We start from the raw sequence: 16723 nt of genomic DNA on the forward strand, positions 1-16723 counted from the left end.
TGCGGGGGCCCGCCCCGGCCCTGACTGCGACCTTGGCCCGTAGGGGATCTCCGGCCCGGACGATCGCCGTGACCTGCCCGCCGCAAGGATCAGGGGTGAGTGGTGAGTGACAGTCCGCAGGCCACGCTGACCGGCCAGCTCCGGTCCGGCCCCGACAAGGTTCTCCGCTCCGCGGGGCGGTCCCGGGGCGGGCTGGGACTCGCGGCCGTGGCCGGCGCCTTCACCCTGGCCCAGCTCCTCCTCGTACCACCGTGGATGGGCCTCGGCTGGGACGAGTCGGTCTACGTCAGCCAGGTCTCCTCGCACGCCCCGGCCGCGTTCTTCAGCGCCCCGCGCGCCCGTGGCGTCCCGCTGCTCGTGGCGCCGGTCGCCGTCTGGTCCTCGTCCACCGCGCTGCTGCGGCTCTACCTGGCCGTCCTGTCCGGCCTCGGGCTCTTCCTCGCCCTCCGCGCCTGGCGGGGCGTCCTCCGCGTCCGCGTGCTCGCGACCGCGGGCGCCCTGTTCGCCACCCTGTGGGTGACGCTGTTCTACGGCCCGCAGGCCATGCCCAACTACTGGGTCGCGGTCGGCGCCCTGGCCGGCACGGGGTACTTCCTGCGCGCCGGGGCGGGCGGCCGCGACCGCACCGCCCTGTGGGGGCTGGCCCTGAGCGCCGCTCTCATGGCCTGGATGCGCCCCGTGGACGCGGTCTGGGCGGCGCTGCCCCTGCTCGTCCTGCTGCTGGGCGTACGGCGGTGGCGGCGCCCCGCGCCGCTGATGGCGCTGGCCGGCGGTCTCGCCGCCGGGGCGGCCGAGTGGGTGATCGAGGCGTACGTCTCCTACGGCGGCCTCGCGCAGCGCCTGTCCGACGCGTCCCGCATCCAGGGCGGCCTCGGCTGGCACGTCGCCGTCGCCGACCAGCTGCGCGGGCTGGCCGGACGGACGCTGTGCCGCCCGTGCACCGGCGCCCTGCCCCCCGCCGTGGTGACCCTGTGGTGGTACACCCTGCCGGTGCTCGCCGTCGGCGCGGCCGTCGTCGCCGTCCGCGCCCGGCGCCCCGCCGCCACACTGGTGCCGCTGGCGTGCGCCGGCTCGGCGGCCGTCCCCTACCTCTTCCTGATCGGCTACGCGGCCCCCCGATTCCTGCTGCCCGCCTACGCGCTGCTCGCCGTGCCCGTCGCCGGCCTCCTGGTGCACCTGGTCGGGGCGCCGGGGCGGATCCGGCGGCCGCTGACCGTGGCCCTGGTGACCGTCGCCCTGGCCGGGCACCTGGCCGTGCAGTTCGCGGTGCTGGAGCACACCGTGCGGCGCACCACCGTCTCCCACCGCGAGTGGGCCCGCACCGCCGCCGCGCTGCACCGGCTGGGCGTGCGCCCGCCCTGTCTGCTCACCGGGCACGCCTACGTCCCGATCGCCTACTACGCGGGCTGCTCGTCGGCGGCCATCGGCGGCCACGACGCCAACACCACCGCGGCCGCCCTCCACCGCTCCGCCCGGAGCCTGCCCGTCGCCGCGCTCGTACCACCGGGCGGCGCCCCGCCCGGCTACGCCCGGTCGTGGACCCCGGCCGACGCGGGCGAGCTGCGCGTGTACCTGGCCCCGCCTCCGGCGCGGCCGGAGCGGGAGGATCGTGGCCGGGCCGGCGAGCAGCCGGGCCGCGGGCTCAGCGCACCGGGAAACCGAAGGAGTAGCCCTGCTCCTTGAGCCGGGGCAGGAGCCTGCGCAGGGCCTCGACGGTCTGGGAACGGTCGCCGCCCGCGTCGTGGAAGAGGAGCGTCGGCCCGTTGGCGAGCTCACGCTCGACGGTGGCGACGATGGCGTCGGCGCCGGGACGCTCGAAGTCCTTGGAGTCCACGTTCCAGCCCAGCGGGCGCATGCCCCGGGAGGCGGCGAGCTGACGGCTGTAGGGGGTGAAGGCACCGCCGGGGGCCCGGTAGTACATCGGCCGCACGCCCCCGGACGCCTCGGTGATCATGCGCTCGGCGTCCAGGATCTGCTGCGACTGGTAGGCCTGGGACTTGGTGTCCATGGTGGTGTCGTGCGCGACGGAGTGGTCGCACAGCCGGTGCCCGGCCGCCACCACCTGCTTGACCAGGTCCGGGTGGGCCTGAGCCTGCGTCCCCACCATGCAGAACGTGGCCCGCACCCCGTTCTCCCGGAGCACCTGCAGCATCTGCGGGGTCCAGACGGGGTCGGGCCCGTCGTCGATGGTGATGTTGACGCCCCGTGACCCCTGGTCCGAGGCGTGCGCGATGCTCACCGCGACCGGGGCCATGTCGGCGCTCCCCGGCGTGGCGGAACTCGCCGCCTGCGGGGACCGGCCGCCCACGGCACCGGCCTGCGCGGTCCACACCGACGCGCCCGCCGCCAGAGCCGTCACCCCGACCGCCGCCACGACCACCCTGCCGTACCAGCCCCGCCCGCCGTGCCGCGCCATGTCCGCCCCGCTTCCCGCTGTTCTCGTCGTCTTCCGCGCACCTGGCAGGACGAGGAAGGACGGTCACGGGATGCGTCTGTTACCGATCACGGACGATTCCCCCGTGATTCGCGGACAACCCACCGGCGGACCGGCCCGGAACACTCCTCCGGCCCCGTCACGCCTCCTCGGGCGACTACTCATCGTACGATGTGATCACATTCCGTGATTCCGGGGTGTGGTGTGTCCGGTCGACGGTCTGCCCGCTGCTGCCCGTGGAGGCGATTCATGGCATCTCTGCCGCGTCGTGGTGTGTTGAAGGGCCTGCCGCTCGCGGCCGGAGCAGCCATGACCGCCTGGGCGGCGAACGCGCGCGCGACGACACCCACCGCGGCGGCCGCGGCCGCCTTCCCGCAGCCCGTGACCCGCACGGCCCGGCCGCGCCCGAGGAGGCTGAAGACCCAGCTGACGGTCCGCTTCACCGAGCAGAAACTGCCCGGCGTGGGCACCGTTCGCACCCGCACCTACGAGGGATCCGTCCCGGGGCCGACCCTGCGGGTGCGTCCCGGGGACTCCCTGGAGATCACGCACGTCAACGCGCTGCCCCCGAACACCGGGCCGCAGCACCACGGCGCCGCCCTCAACGTCCCGCACGGCTTCAACACCGTCAACCTGCATCTGCACGGCATGCACGTCGACCCCACGGGCGAGGCGGACAACGTCTTCCGCTCCTTCGAGCCCTCCGACACGCCCGGCCGGACCAAGACCTACCGCAGCGTCGTCGACGTGCCGGCCAACCATCCCGCCGGCACGTTCTGGTACCACCCGCACCACCACGGGGCCACCGCGACCCAGCTGCTCAACGGGCTGGCCGGCGTGCTCATCGTCGAGGGCGACATCGACGAGGTCCCCGAGGTCGCCGCGGCCAAGGACATCGTCGTCTGCATCAACGAACTCAAACTGTCCGGCGGCAGGGTCCCCGACCTGACCTCGGAGGACATCTACGAGCGCATCCCCTCGACGTTCCTCGTCAACGGCGCGGCCGGCCCCGTCCTGACCATCGCCCCGGGGGAGGTCCAGCGCTGGCGGCTGGTCAACGCCGGTGCGCTCACCACGCTCTACCTGAGGCTGGACGGGCAGAAGATGCACCAGATCGCCTGCGACGGCATCACCTTCATGAAACCCGCCGCCGTCACCGCCCTGCAACTGCCGGTCGGCGGCCGGGCGGACCTGCTGATCCGCGGCGGCGAGCCCGGTGTCTACCGGCTGACCGCGGGCGGTGTCCCCAAGCCCCTGATGACGCTGAAGGTCACCGGCACCCCCCGCCCCATGAAGCTGCCCACCCGCCTGCCCGGCCGGCCCCCCACCCTGCCCGAACCCACCCGTACCCGCGCGCTGATCCTGCGCAGTTACGAGAACGTCTTCTCAGGGAACTTCCCCCACGCCTACCGCATGCTGGGCGAGGGCGAGACACCGCACGCCGATCCCGGGGCCGGGCGCGGCGACCTCGCCTGGGGCCGCTTCCGGCCCGACTACGTCAACCACCGCGTCCGCCTGGGCCAGGTGGAGGAATGGACCGTCACCAACGACTCCCGCCGGCACGCCCATCACCCTCTCCACCTGCACACCAACCACTTCCTCCTCACCGCCGTCAACAACCGCCCCCTGGCCACCCCGGTCTGGCACGACACCGTGGGCCTGCCGCCCCACGGCTCGATCACCCTCCGGCTGCGCGCCACGGACTTCGTGGGCCGCGCGATGGTGCACTGCCACCAGTCCCAGCACGAGGACGAGGGCATGATGCAGATCCTCGACTACGTGCGCTGAGCCCTCCCGGTGGGCAGCCCCCGTGTGCCGCACACGCCGGCGACTCCCGGTCACGGTGGCCGGGAGTCGCCGACGACGGGTGAGAGGGCCTACTCGACCTTGACCCAGTCCAGGGTGCGTTCCACCGCGCGCTTCCAGCCGTCGTAGCCCTCCGCGCGCTGTTCCTCGGACCACTGGGGCTCCCAGCGCTTGGACTCCTGCCAGTGGGTGCGCAGTTCGTCCGTGTCCCGCCAGAAGCCGGTGGCCAGGCCCGCCGCGTAGGCGGCGCCGAGCGCGGTGGTCTCGGCCACGACCGGACGGCTCACCGGGACGCCGAGGACGTCGGCCTGGATCTGCATGCACAGGTCGTTGGCGGTGACGCCGCCGTCCACCTTGAGCACGTCGAGATGGACCCCGGAGTCCTGCTCCATGGCCTCGACGACATCGCGGCTCTGGTAGCAGATGGCCTCCAGGGTGGCCCGCGCCAGGTGTCCGTTGTCGTTGTAACGGGCGAGCCCGACGATCGCGCCGCGGGCGTCGGAGCGCCAGTACGGAGCGAACAGGCCCGAGAAGGCGGGGACGAAGTACATGCCGCCGTTGTCCTCGACGGTACGGGCCAGGGTCTCGCTCTCGGGCGCACTGCTGATGATCTTCATCTGGTCGCGCAGCCACTGCACCGCCGACCCGGTGACGGCGATGGAGCCCTCCAGGGCGTAGATCGCCGGGCTGTCGCCGAACTGGTAGGCCACCGTGGTGAGCAGTCCGTTCTGCGAACGCACCAGCTCGGTACCGGTGTTGAGCACCAGGAAGTTACCGGTGCCGTAGGTGTTCTTCGCCTCGCCCGGCGCGTAGCAGACCTGCCCCACGGTGGCCGCCTGCTGGTCGCCGAGCACCCCGGCGATGGGGATGGCCTCGCGCAGCGGCCGGGAGGTACGGGTCGTGCCGTACGCCTCCGCGTGCGACGAGGGGTTGATCTTGGGCAGCATCGCCCGGGGGATGTTGAAGAAACCCAGCAGCTCGTCGTCCCAGTCGAGGGTTTCCAGGTCCATCAGCATGGTGCGGCTGGCGTTGGTCACGTCGGTGGCGTGGATGCCGCCGTCGGGACCGCCGGTCAGGTTCCACAGGACCCAGGCGTCGGTGTTGCCGAACAGGGCGTGGCCCTGCTCCGCCGCCTCGCGGACGCCGTCGACGTTCTCCAGGATCCACTGGATCTTTCCGCCGGAGAAGTACGTCGCCGGCGGCAGCCCCGCCTTGCGGCGGATGACGTCGCCCTTGCCCTCGCGGTCGAGGGCGGCGGCGATGGAGTCGGTGCGGGTGTCCTGCCAGACGATGGCGTTGTAGTACGGCCGGCCGTTGCGCGGGTCCCACACCACGGTGGTCTCCCGCTGGTTGGTGATGCCGATCGCCGCCAGGTCGGTGGGGGACAGGTTCCCGTGCCGCAGGGCGTTCTGGATCACGGAGTTGGTGCGCTCCCAGATCTCCACCGGGTCGTGCTCGACCCATCCCGTTCTCGGGAGGATCTGCTCGTGCTCCAGCTGGTGCTTCGCCACCTCGTTGCCGTTGTGGTCGAAGATCATGAAACGGGTACTGGTGGTGCCTTGGTCCACCGCGCCCACGAAGTCCGCCATGAGATGCCGCCTCTTTGGTGGGTGTCGGGCCCGCGTGCCAGGCCCCGGGTGTCAGTCCTTGCCCTCGGGGGCCGGGACGCGACCGGGAGGCTCCGGCTCGGCCGTCGGGAGGAACCGTCCGACGAAGAACTTGTACAGGAACGCGCCGATCAGGCCGCCCACGAGCGGACCGACGATCGGCACCCAGAAGTACAAGTTGTCGTACTGATCTCTCCAGGCTGTGCCGTACCCCGTGATGAAGCTGGCCAGCCGGGGGCCGAAGTCACGTGCCGGGTTGATCGCGTAACCCGCGTCGGTTCCCCAGGCCATACCGATGCCCACCACGATCAGGCCGACGATGAACGGGGCCAGATTCGCGCCGGGCGGGTTGTTCAGCAGGTCCGTGACGGCCAGCACCAGCATCAGCAGGATGGCGGTGCCGATGACCTGGTCACGGAACGCGCCCCACTCGTGGACCGGCAGATTGGTGTTGCCGTTGGCGGGGAGCGTGGAGAACACGCCCTGCGACTTGATGGTGTGGCCGGGGTCGAACTTGCCCAGCGCTTCGGTGTAGTTCCAGCGGACGATGAGGGCCCCCACGAAGGCGCCGGCCGTCTGGGCCAGCGCGTAGGGCGCCACCTTGCTCCACGGGAACCCCTTGAACGCGGCCAGCGCGAGGGTCACCGCGGGGTTGATGTGCGCACCGCTCATCCGTGCCGCGACGTAGACACCCAGGGTGACGCCGATGCCCCACGCCCAGGCGATGCTGTCGTGGTTCCCCAGGCCGCCCGGAGGTGTGGTGAGTCCTCCACCGGCCACGACCTGGGCCACCACGCCGCAGCCGAAGAGGATGAGAACCATGGTTCCGGCGAATTCGGCCGACAGTTCGCCGACCAAACCCGACCTTTTCAGCCGCTCAGCCATAGCAGCTCGATTCCGCCGGCTCAGGACCGGCCGTAGATTGCCCGAGTCCTCACGGCATCAGAATAGGACGATCAAGCGCATATCGCACTTACAGAACATTTACCTGCGGTGACTGGTTTTCGCTGCCGTGGACGTCGCGATTCCGGATTCGGGGGACTCCCGGGGATCCTGTGCAGAGGATTTGGTTGAACTCTGTAGTTCGTAGGGAGAGGAATCGCGCGTGAGTGAACCGACTGGCCACGTCTGCCCGGAGTGCGGGACCCCCAGGGCGGCGGACGGCGGTCCGGCCTGCTCCTGCGCCCGCAGAGCGGCCGACGCCCACCTGGAGGCGCGCGCGGCGGAGACCGCGGCCGCCGAGGACTTCGACCCGCTGCGCATACGGCCGTTCGCGGAACCGGCCGTCGCCCCGGCGGGCGCCGACGGCGACTTACCCGCACCGCTCCCGGCAGGCGGCTCCGACGAGATGTCCCCGCCCGAGCCCGGTGTCCTCGCCCCCGGGGCCGGGCAGTCCCCGCCGGCCCCGGCCCCGGCCCCGGCCCCGGCCCCGGCCGAGGGCGACCGGGCCGCGCGGCGCCGCCCCCGGCACGTCGTGCTGACCGCCGGCGCGGGCGCCGCCGCGGCCGTGGTGGTGACGGGCGGCGTCCTGGCCGCGCTCTTCACCTACCAGAGCCCCGCACGGGACGGCGCCGGACCCGGCGACCTCCGGGCGAGCGTGCCGGCCGGAGGCGCCGGGACCGGGGCGTCCCTGGCCGGGCCGTCCGGGCCGGCGTCCCCGGCGCGACCGTCCGGAAGTCCCACGTCCTCGCCGAGCGCCACCCCCTCCGGCAGCCCGGCCACCCCGACCGGATCCCCCGGAGCGACCGCCTCCGCGACCGGGTCCGGTGCCACCGCCACGGCCACCGCCGCTCCCGCACCGTCGTCGACCGGCGGCCGGGCCCCCGTCCTCCGCCTCGGCGACAGCGGACCGGAGGTCACCGAACTCCAGCTCCGTCTGCGGCAGGCCGGTTTCTACGGTGGGGAGGCCGACGGCGACTTCGACAGCGACGTCGAGAACGCCGTCCGCGGCTACCAGCTCGCGCGGCTCGTCCTGGCCGACGAGCCGGGCGCCTACGGGAAGGCGACCCGGAAGTCCCTCGAAGCCGAGACCTCTGAGCCGTGATCTCTGAGCCGTGATCTCTGAGCCGTGATCTCTGAGCCGTGATCTCGAAGCCGTGACCGGCGGGCCGCCCGGCCGGTGTCGCGGGACGGGCGGAGCCGGGGCGCGGGAAGCGGTCGGCGGCGCACCCGCTCGATCCGGCATCGACGTCGTGGTCCGTGAGCCGTCGTCACCCGGGCGAAGCCCGTCCTCGCCGAACAGCGGGTCCACGAGCCGGCGGCGGACGGGTTCCGGGTGGCCGCCGCTGGCGTGGGCGAGCCGGACGAGGCTCGCCCCACGGCTCCCTTCCAGGGCACTTCCATGGCGTCGCCGCGGTGTCCGGGACACGGAGGGGCAAGGCGGCGTGCGGTGTCCGGGGAGCGGGATCAGCCCGCGGCCGGGGTCAGTTCGGCCAGCAGCAGCGTGCGGTCGTCGGTGCCGGCCGCACCCGACGGCAGGTGCAGCAGCCGTTCGCACAGAGCGGGCAGTGCGCCCGGGTCGCCGGGATCGGCGGGCTCCGACGCGTCCTCGTCCAGGGCGCGCGCGAGCCGGCCTATCTCCTGGTCGATGTCGGCGTCCCGCGACTCGACCAGCCCGTCGCTGTAGAGCGCGAGCAGCGCCGGTTCCGGCAGGGTCAGCACCGTCGGCTCGTAGCTGCCCGCCCCCAGGCCGAGCGGCAGGCCCGCGCCGGTCAGGGCGACCGGTGAGGTGCGGCCGTCCGGGCCGCGCAGCAGCGGGGGAGGGTGGCCCGCTCCCACCAGGGCGCAGGTGCGCTCCCGCGCGTCCCACTCGGCGTACACGCAGGTCGCGAACGAGGCCCCCGGGGTCTCGCTGGCGAGCGCGTCGAGCCGCCGGATGACTTCGGCCGCGGGGATGTCGAGCCCGGCCAGCGTGCGCAGGGCGGTGCGCAGCTGGATCATCGCCACGGCGGACTCCGGGCCGTGCCCCATGGCGTCCCCGACGATCAGACCCACCCGGTCGCCGGGCCGGCGCAGCACGTCGTACCAGTCGCCGCCGACCACGCTGCCCTTCCCGGCCGGGAGACAGCCGTGCGCTATGCGACAGCCCTCGAACTTCTGCGCGGGGCCCGGCGGCAGACTGTCCCGGATGGCCAGCGCGGTGCGGCGCTCGCGCTCGTAGCGGCGAGCGTTGTCCAGGGCCACACAGGCCCGGGCGGCCAGCGCCTCCACGGCGGCCACGTCGGCCGGCCGGAACGGTGTCCGCCCCGCCCCGCGGGTGCACGTCAGGAAGCCGATCGCAACGCCCCGCAGCCGCAGCGGGACCACGAGGAAGGACGCGACGCACCGCAGATCGCCGGCGCGTGCCTCGCCGCCGCCGGAGGCGACGAGCCGCTCGGCCATGTACGGGTCCACCTTGTCGAGCACCTGAGCGTGCCCCGCCGCCAGCGCCCGCGCGTAGGGGGTGTCGCGGGGGAAGGACACCATCTCGCCGACCGGCAGCACCCCTTCCCAGTCCTCGGCCGCCCCGGGCCCCACCCGCAGCGCCAGCCGGCGCGCCTCGACACGGGGCGGATCCGCGGCGGTGTGCGCGTCCTCCTCGCGGCGCCAGCGCTCCAGCAGGTACACCGACGCCGCGTCGCAGAACCCGGGCGTCAGCGCGTGCACGACATGGCTGCCGGTCAGCCGCAGATCGAGTTCCGAGCCGATGACGTCGGCCGCGGGGGAGAACGCCGACCGGCGGGGCGAGGGCAGGGGGTCGGGTGAGTCGGAGCCGCGGCTGCGCGGGTCGTTCCGCAGGGTCGTGCCTTTCCGGGGGGACGGCCGCGCGGCGGGGACAACGGAACACCACGCGTAGTCGGCCACTATATGATGGCGCGTCAAGTTGTGAGGCCGGGAAGGAAGTTGTGATCAAGCGGGAGAGGAGCGCTCACTCCTCGCCGCGCCACTCCCGGTACGCGGCCACCGCGGTCGGCAGCGTCGGGAAGATCCGCTCCTCGCCGACGGACTCCGTCAGTCCGTAGGCGTCCAGGTCGTCCCGCAGATCCTGCTTCACCCGCGCGAGGGCGAACACCACGTCACGCCGGGCGAGTTCGCGGCGCAGCTCGTCGACCGCGTCGAGCGCGGTGATGTCGACCTCCACATTCGCCTCGGCGTTCAGGACGAACCACCGCACCGGGTCCGGCTGCGTGTCGACCGCGGACAGCGCACGGCGCCGGAAGTCCTCCGCGTTGGCGAAGAACAGCGGCGAGTCGTACCGGTACACCAGCAGCCCCGGGATCGTGTGGGCCTGCGGATAGTCGTCGACGTCGTGCATCCCGGCCAGACCCGGCACCAGCCCCTGGACGGCGTCGTGCGGGCGGGCCACCCGGGTCAGCAGCTCCGCCACCGACAGGCCGACGGCGACCAGCACCCCGTACAGGATGTCCAGGGCCAGGACCCCGGCCAGGCAGCCGAGGGCGAGCAGCAGCTCGCGGCGGCGGAAGGAGGCCAGCCGGCGGAAGCCCGCCAGGTCGATCATGCGGACGGCGGCGTACACGACGAGCGCGCCGAGGACCGCCGACGGCGTATGGGCCAGCAGCGGGCCGAGGAACAGCAGCACGGCCAGCACGACCACACCCGCGACCAGCGAGTACGCCTGGCTGCGGGCCCCCGCCGAGGACGCGAGGGCGGTGCGGCTGGCGCTGCTGCTGACCGGGAAGCCGTGCAGCGCGCCCGCGCCCAGGTTGGCCGCGCCCAGCGCCAGGAACTCCTGGTCGGCGTCGAGCTGCGGGCCCTCGGCCTCCCGTCCGGCGAACGCGCGTGCGGTGAGGACGAAGTCGGTGTAGGCGACCAGCAGCACGCCCACCGCGGGCAGCACCAGCCGCGGCAGGTCCGACAGGTCCGGCACGGCCGCCCCGGGCAGGCCGGAGGGGATGTCGCCGATCACCTTGAGGCCGTAGCGGTCGTCGAGGCCGAAGGCGGCCACCACGGCGGTGGCGAGCGCCACGGCCAGCAGCGGCCCGGGCACCTTCGGCAGCCACCGCTGCACGGCGAACAACAGCGCGAGTGTGACGACGGAGAACAGCAGGGTGGCCGGGTGAACGTCCGTCAGGTGCCGCAGAAAGGACCACAGCTGCGCAAAGAAGCCCGAACCGGAGGTGTCCACCCCGGTCAGCTTGGGCAGCTGGTCCACCATCATGATCAGCGCCACGCCCGTCAGATAGCCGATGAGGACGGGCCGGGACAGCAGGTCCGCGACGAAGCCCAGCCGCAGCGCCCACGCCGCCAGACACAGCAGACCCACCGTGACGGCCAGCGCGGCCGCCAGGCCGGCGTAGCGCGCCGGATCACCGGCGGCGAGCGGGCCCACCACGGTGGCCGTCATCAGGGCGGTCGTCGACTCCGGGCCCACCGACAGCAGACGGGAGGACCCGAACAGCGCGTACAGGCCCAGCGCCGGCAGGATCGCCCACAGTCCGGCCACCGGCGGCAGCCCGGCCACCCCCGCGTACGCCATGACCTGCGGCACCAGATACGCGGCCACGGTCACCCCGGCGAGCAGGTCGCCGCGCAGCCAGGCACGGCGGTAGTGGGCCAGCACGGTGAGCCCGGGCAGCGGGCGCAGCCGCGACGGGGCGTGCGACATGGACCTCCTTCTGCGGACGCCGTCGGCATCCGCCCTGGGCGCGGCGCTCCCGGATCTGCCCGGTGCCCTGGTCCGTCCGGGGCACCGTGCCCTTCGCCGCTGCCGTTCTCCACCGTCCCGCCCGCCCGGACGTACCTCGGGTGACGACGATGATAGACGGAGCGGTCACCGCGCCGGGACGCGCGCCCGTCAGGCCCAGCAGCCGTTGACGGTCGCCGCCAGGCCGTCCATGGCGTCCTTGATGTCGTTCGGGGCGGCGGTGGAGCCGTTCTCGATGAAGGAGAACACCTTCCACTTGCCGTCCTTGCCCTGGGTGAGGCCGCTCAGCGCGATGGCCCCGGTGAGGGTGCCGGTCTTGGCGTGCACCTTGCCGACGGCGCACCGGGAGTTCACGTCGTCGAAGCGGCCCCACTCCGGGCCGAGGGTGCTGCCGGCCTCGCCGGACACGGGCAGACCGTCGAGGACGGAGCCGAGGGTGCGGGCGTGCCGCTCCTCCGTGAGCAGTTCGAGGATCTGCGCGAGGGTGGCCGCGGGGATGCGGTCGGCTCGGGACAGGCCACTGCCGTCGTACATCTCGAAGCGGGTGAGGGAGACGCCGTAGCGCCGGCTCAGCACCTGGCGCACCACCTCCGTGCCGCCCTCGAAGGTGGCCGGGCGGCCCGCGCCGAGGGCGGTCATCCGCAGCAGGGTCTCGGCGATGTCGTTGTCGCTCTTCTTGAGCATCGTGCGGACGGCGTCCGACAGCGGCGCCGACCGGTGCCGGGCGACCGGTACGTCGTGCGGGCCCGCCGTGGCGCGGGTGACGTCCCCGGCGACGGTGACGCCGTTCGCGGTGAGCTGCCCGGCGAAGACCTGCCCGGCGTCGAGCGAGGTGTCCTGCACTCCGTGCCCGTCGACGACCAGGGCGCGCACCGGGGCGACGGAATCGGGGTAGTAGTCCGTGTTCCAGCCGTCGGCCAGGGTCGGCTCGGGGAAGAGACTGTCGTCCACGGCGACCTTCACCGAGGCAAGCCCCGCCGCCCTGAGCCCGTCGGCCGCGGCCTTCGCCAGCTCGGCGAGGTCGGCGGTGGTCAGGGTCCGGTCGCCGCCGCCGACGAGGGTCAGCGTGCCGTCGCCGTACACGACCTTCGTGGTGAACCGGTGGTCCGGGCCGAGGACGGTGAGCGCGGCGGTCGCCGTGGCGAGCTTGACGTTGGAGGCCGGCATCAGCGCGGTGGCGCCGTCGTGGTCCCACAGGGTGGCGTCCGACTCGGCGTCGAGGACCACACCGCTCACCTGGGAGCCCAGCCTCTGGTCGACGACCCGGCTCTCCAGGTTGGTGACCATGTGCTGGTCGTCCGGGCCGGGTTCCGCGGTGTCCTTGGCCGTCGTGCCGATGCCCTTGTCGACGGCGAAGGCCGAGGGGCCCGACAGCGCCACCGAGGCGACGGGCACGGCCAGGGCGAGCACGAGCGCGCGCCGCACACCCCCGCCGCTCTGCCTCACCCGGCGATGCCGGCGCCGCCCGCCGGGAACGAGGGACGGGGCGGGGCTTTCCGCGTTCATGTCACTCATGGGGGTTTCGAACATGGGGAGTTCATGACTTTCGGTGGGGGGTTGCGCAGAAGAACGCGGCGGCACTTTATCACCGGTCACAAGCGCTCCACAGGCAACACATGTGTCTGCGCCGGGAATTGAATGCTTTTCAGCGAGCCGCAATTCACGCCCCGTCCGCGGCGTGAATTCCCGGTGCGGATCACATGACAGGGTGATCGCGTTTCTCCGCCCGGGCGCGGCATGCTGAGGGCATGCACACGCTGGGCGTCGATCTCTCCGCCCGTCCTCGCCGTACCGCCGCCGTCGTCGTCGACTGGTCGGCGGAGCGGGCCGTCGTCCGGACCCCGCTCCTCCGATGCGGCGACGAGCAGTTGCTGCACCTGCTCACCGCGCTCGGCGCCAAGGACCGGGCCGGTGTGGACTGCCCGTTCGGCTGGCCCGCCGCCTTCGTCGAGGCCGTGTCCGCCCATGCCGGGCGCAGCCCCCGGTGGCCGGGCCGCGACGCCCGGGGCGACGACGACCTGTTGGCCCTGCGCTACCGGCGCACCGACCTGTTCGCCGCACGTCATGCGCCCAGACCCCCGCTGTCGGTCTCCTTCGACAAGCTCGGTGCGGTGGCGGCCCGCTGGGCCCGGCTGCAGGCGCTGCTCGCCGGGCTCGGCCGGCCCGTCGACCGCGGCGGGGCCGGCCCGATCGCCGAGGTGTACCCCGCCGCCGCCCGCCACCAGTGGGGCCTTCCGCTCGGCACGGTGGACGAGTTGACGGCCGCGGCGCCCTGGCTGGAGGTTCCCGACGACGCCCGGCGCGTCTGTGCCGCCAGCCGGGACGCCTATGACGCGCTGGTCTGCGCGCTGGTGGCGCGGGCGGTCGAACTGCGAATGACCACCGCGCCCGGGCCCGAGGACGCCGAGGCCGCCCGGGTGGAGGGGTGGATCCACATTCCCGCCCCCGGCACGCTGGAGCGGCTGCGGCCCGCGGGGTGGACCGGTGCCGGGGCGCCGGGGTAGTCCGCACGGGTGGGCGCCTTTTCCGCCGGAGCCCGCTTTCATACCCCCAGGGGTATGATGTCGTCCATGGGGACGACACGGGACCGCCGGCAGCGGGGACTCTCTCCGCCCGCGGACCCGTGTGCCGCCGCCGTGCGGCGCCCCTCCGCCTCCCCGGCCGGACGGGCCGGCCCGGGCCGCCCGTCCTCTCCCGGAGCGTGGACCGTCGCTCCGTCCTGCTCGCCGGCCTGGGCGCCGCCGGCGCGGAGGCGCTCGCCGCGTGCAGCGGCACGGGCCGCTCCGGCAGCGGCAGCGGCCGGGTCGTAGGCGAGCTGGATGCGCTGGAGCGTGCGCCTGCACGCGTACCGGTGGACCTCACCGTCGGCGTCGGTGTAGCGGTACACCGTCTTCTTGCCCTCCTTGCCGACGGCCTCGGCGAGCACCGTGATGCCGCGCCGGCCCAGCACGATCCGGCGGAGGGCCTCCGCGACGCCCGAGACGAGCAGGACGGCGCCGGCCCCGAGCGGCAGGATGCCGACGATCACCCCCAGGACCCGCGTGCCGTGGGTGAGGGCCACCCACACCGCGTATCCGACGTAGGCGAGCGCGAGGACGGCGAGCAACGCCATGATCCCGTGGAGGAACCGGTCGGGCGGCGTCCGCGTGTCGGTGAACCGCGCGCCGCCCGCCGGGTCCCGTTCCTCGGGCAGTACGGCGGTCAGGGCGGCGGCGAACGCGGCGGTGGCCGTCGGGTTGGCGCCCTCGACGCGGTGCGCCGTGCCGTCGGTGAGCACGATCTCCACGACCCGCGCCCCGGCGGCCCGGACCTCCCGCACCGCCGCGAGCGGGATGTCGACCCGGCGTCCGGAGCGGGTGATGTGGACGGCGTCGGAGTCGAAGCCCGCTGATACGCCTCGGCCGTCGAGTATCTGGGACATGCAGGGAAGACCACCGGAACGGCCGGAACGTTGCCCCCGTGCGGCCGAACGGCCGAGATTCGCCTCCCCGGAACGATACGGCGTACCGTACAGTGACCCGTATGCCCCGCCGTTCCCCCGCCCTGGACCGTGCGACACCGGACCGGATCGCCGAGACCGCGCTTGTCCTGATCGACGAGAGCGGCCCGGAAGCGCTGACGTTCCGGGCCCTGGCCGCGCGCCTGGACATCTCCCTGGCCTCCCTCCAGCGCCGCTGCACCGATCTGGCCGGGCTGCTCGACCTGTGCCTGGACCATCTGGCCGCCCGTCTGCCCGACCCCGCGCCGGGCACCGACTGGGCGACGGCCACCGAGGCCCGGTTCAGCGCGTTGTACCGGCTGCTCGTGGCGCACCCGGGCCTGCTCGTGCTGCGCGGAGCCCGCCCCTGGCTCGGCGTGAACCTGCTCGCCCGGCTCGTGGAGCCGCAGCTCGCCGACAGCCTCGCGGCCGGTCTGACGGCCGAGGAGGCGATCGCCGCCTACCGCCGGATGTACCTGCTGACCCTCGGCAGCGCCAGCTTCGTCGACCACCGCGACCCCGGGTCCGCCCAGGCACTCACCCGCACCGCGCTGGCCGCGCTCGACCCTGCGGACTTCCCGGTGCTGACGGGCCATCTGACCGCCGTCGTGCCCGCCGTGACCCGGCACGACGTCTTCTACGGCGCCCTGCGCCAGCTGATCCGGGCCGCTGACCCCGCGGCCGCCGCCGACACCCCCTGAGGACCCCATGACCACGCCCGCCCGCATCTTCAGCAGCGACAACACCGCCGGCGCCTCCCCGGAGATCGTCGAGGCCGTGACCCGGGCCGCCACCGGCCAGGCCCGTCCGTACGGCGCGGACGACCTCACCGCCGACGTCCGGCGCCGGCTGGGCGAGATATTCGAACGCGACGTCGACGTCCTGCTCGTCTCCACCGGCTCCGCCGCCAACGCCCTGTCCCTGGCCGCACTGACCCCGCCCTGGGGCAGCGTGCTGTGCCACCGGGACAGCCACATCAACAACGACGAGTGCGGAGCCCCCGAGTTCTACACCGCGGGTGCCAAGCTGGTCCCCCTCGGCGGCGACGACGCGAAGATCGACCCCGGCGAACTGCGGGCGGCCGTACGGCACAAGGCCGGGGACGTGCACAGCGTGGAGCCCTCGGTGGTGAGCCTGACCCAGGCGACCGAGACCGGGGCCGTGTACACCCTCGACGAGATCCGGACCCTGGGCTCCCTCACCCGGGACGCGGGTCTGCGGCTGCACATGGACGGGGCCCGGTTCGCCGGTGCCGTCGCCGCGCTCGGCTGCACCCCCGCCGAGCTGACCTGGCGGGCCGGCGTCGACCTGCTGTCCTTCGGCGCGACCAAGAACGGGACGATGACCGCCGACGCGATCGTGGTCTTCGACCGCTCCCTCACCCCCGAACTCACCTTCCGCACCAAGCGGGCGGGCCAGCTCGCCGCCAAGATGCGCTTCCACGCGGCCCAGTTGGACGCCTATCTGACCGACGGCCTGTGGCTGCGCAACGCGACGCACGCCAACGCCATGGCGGCCCGCCTCCAGGACGGGCTGAAGGCGCTGCCCGGGGTGGACCTGCTCGGCGTCCCCGACGCGAACGTCGTCTTCTGCCGTCTGCCCCAGCCGGTCACCGAGGCACTCCTGGCCGACGGCTACGTCTTCTACCACGACCGCTGGGAGCCGGGCGTCGCCCGCTTCGTCACCTCCTTCGCGACCACCGAGCAGGACGTCGACGGCCTGCTGCACGCCGTCCGCCGGCACACCGGCTGAGC

13 protein-coding genes are annotated in these 16723 nt (G+C 73.6%); 6 read left to right on the plus strand and 7 right to left on the minus strand.

The features are described 5' to 3' along the window. Positions 1-102: 102 nt before the first annotated feature. Entirely contained in the window at positions 103-1683 is a 1581-nt protein-coding gene (locus ACFY30_RS10470) for a hypothetical protein (protein WP_390844765.1), read from the plus strand. Here the strand turns inward: ACFY30_RS10470 and ACFY30_RS10475 are convergent. Then, positions 1643-2416 carry a polysaccharide deacetylase family protein gene (locus tag ACFY30_RS10475; RefSeq protein WP_390844766.1) on the minus strand — a complete coding sequence of 258 codons (774 nt, stop codon included), beginning with the start codon at positions 2414-2416 and terminating at the stop codon, positions 1643-1645. The two genes, ACFY30_RS10470 and ACFY30_RS10475, sit on opposite strands and share 41 nt — an antisense overlap. Positions 2417-2683: 267 nt before the next feature. Here ACFY30_RS10475 and ACFY30_RS10480 point away from each other — a divergent pair, with 267 nt between their 5' ends. Continuing rightward, positions 2684-4222 carry a multicopper oxidase family protein gene (locus tag ACFY30_RS10480; protein ID WP_390844767.1) on the plus strand — a complete coding sequence of 513 codons (1539 nt, stop codon included), beginning with the start codon at positions 2684-2686 and terminating at the stop codon, positions 4220-4222. An 89-nt stretch (positions 4223-4311) separates the two neighbouring features. On the opposite strand, the gene glpK is transcribed toward ACFY30_RS10480, so the two are convergent. Then, positions 4312-5829 (minus strand): glycerol kinase GlpK, encoded by a 1518-nt coding sequence (gene glpK, locus ACFY30_RS10485; RefSeq protein ID WP_390844768.1) that lies wholly within the window; start codon positions 5827-5829, stop codon positions 4312-4314. A gap of 51 nt (positions 5830-5880) precedes the next feature. Next, positions 5881-6732 (minus strand): MIP/aquaporin family protein, encoded by an 852-nt coding sequence (locus ACFY30_RS10490; protein ID WP_390844769.1) that lies wholly within the window; start codon positions 6730-6732, stop codon positions 5881-5883. A 220-nt stretch (positions 6733-6952) separates the two neighbouring features. On the opposite strand from ACFY30_RS10490, the gene ACFY30_RS10495 reads away from it, so the two are divergent. Beyond that, on the plus strand, positions 6953-7891 hold the full coding sequence (locus ACFY30_RS10495) for a peptidoglycan-binding protein (RefSeq protein WP_390844770.1): 939 nt from the start codon (positions 6953-6955) through the stop codon (positions 7889-7891). A 362-nt stretch (positions 7892-8253) separates the two neighbouring features. Here the strand turns inward: ACFY30_RS10495 and ACFY30_RS10500 are convergent, their stop codons facing one another. The 3 genes from ACFY30_RS10500 to dacB form a co-directional block, all read right to left on the minus strand. After that, positions 8254-9690 carry a PP2C family protein-serine/threonine phosphatase gene (locus ACFY30_RS10500; protein WP_390844771.1) on the minus strand — a complete coding sequence of 479 codons (1437 nt, stop codon included), beginning with the start codon at positions 9688-9690 and terminating at the stop codon, positions 8254-8256. A gap of 64 nt (positions 9691-9754) precedes the next feature. Beyond that, entirely contained in the window at positions 9755-11452 is a 1698-nt protein-coding gene (locus ACFY30_RS10505; protein WP_390844772.1) for a SulP family inorganic anion transporter, read from the minus strand. Positions 11453-11641: 189 nt separating this feature from the next. Beyond that, the gene (gene dacB, locus ACFY30_RS10510) at positions 11642-13006 is read right to left on the minus strand and encodes a D-alanyl-D-alanine carboxypeptidase/D-alanyl-D-alanine-endopeptidase (protein WP_390844773.1); all 1365 of its coding nucleotides are present in this window, start codon (positions 13004-13006) and stop codon (positions 11642-11644) included. A gap of 233 nt (positions 13007-13239) precedes the next feature. Here dacB and ACFY30_RS10515 point away from each other — a divergent pair, with 233 nt between their 5' ends. Further along, entirely contained in the window at positions 13240-13995 is a 756-nt protein-coding gene (locus ACFY30_RS10515) for a DUF429 domain-containing protein (protein WP_390844774.1), read from the plus strand. Positions 13996-14033: 38 nt separating this feature from the next. On the opposite strand, the gene ACFY30_RS10520 is transcribed toward ACFY30_RS10515, so the two are convergent. Next, a complete protein-coding gene (locus tag ACFY30_RS10520) occupies positions 14034-14912 on the minus strand; it encodes a hypothetical protein (RefSeq protein WP_390844775.1) in 879 nt (292 codons plus the stop codon). 101 nt (positions 14913-15013) lie between these two features. On the opposite strand from ACFY30_RS10520, the gene ACFY30_RS10525 reads away from it, so the two are divergent. Beyond that, positions 15014-15670 carry a TetR/AcrR family transcriptional regulator gene (locus tag ACFY30_RS10525; RefSeq protein ID WP_390844776.1) on the plus strand — a complete coding sequence of 219 codons (657 nt, stop codon included), beginning with the start codon at positions 15014-15016 and terminating at the stop codon, positions 15668-15670. A gap of 7 nt (positions 15671-15677) precedes the next feature. Then, positions 15678-16721, plus strand: coding sequence for a threonine aldolase family protein (locus ACFY30_RS10530; RefSeq protein WP_390844777.1), 1044 nt, complete (start codon positions 15678-15680; stop codon positions 16719-16721). The last annotated feature ends 2 nt before the right edge of the window (positions 16722-16723 follow it).

Origin of the sequence: Streptomyces sp. NPDC000345, assembly GCF_042898825.1 — a bacterium.
Lineage (GTDB): Bacteria > Actinomycetota > Actinomycetes > Streptomycetales > Streptomycetaceae > Streptomyces.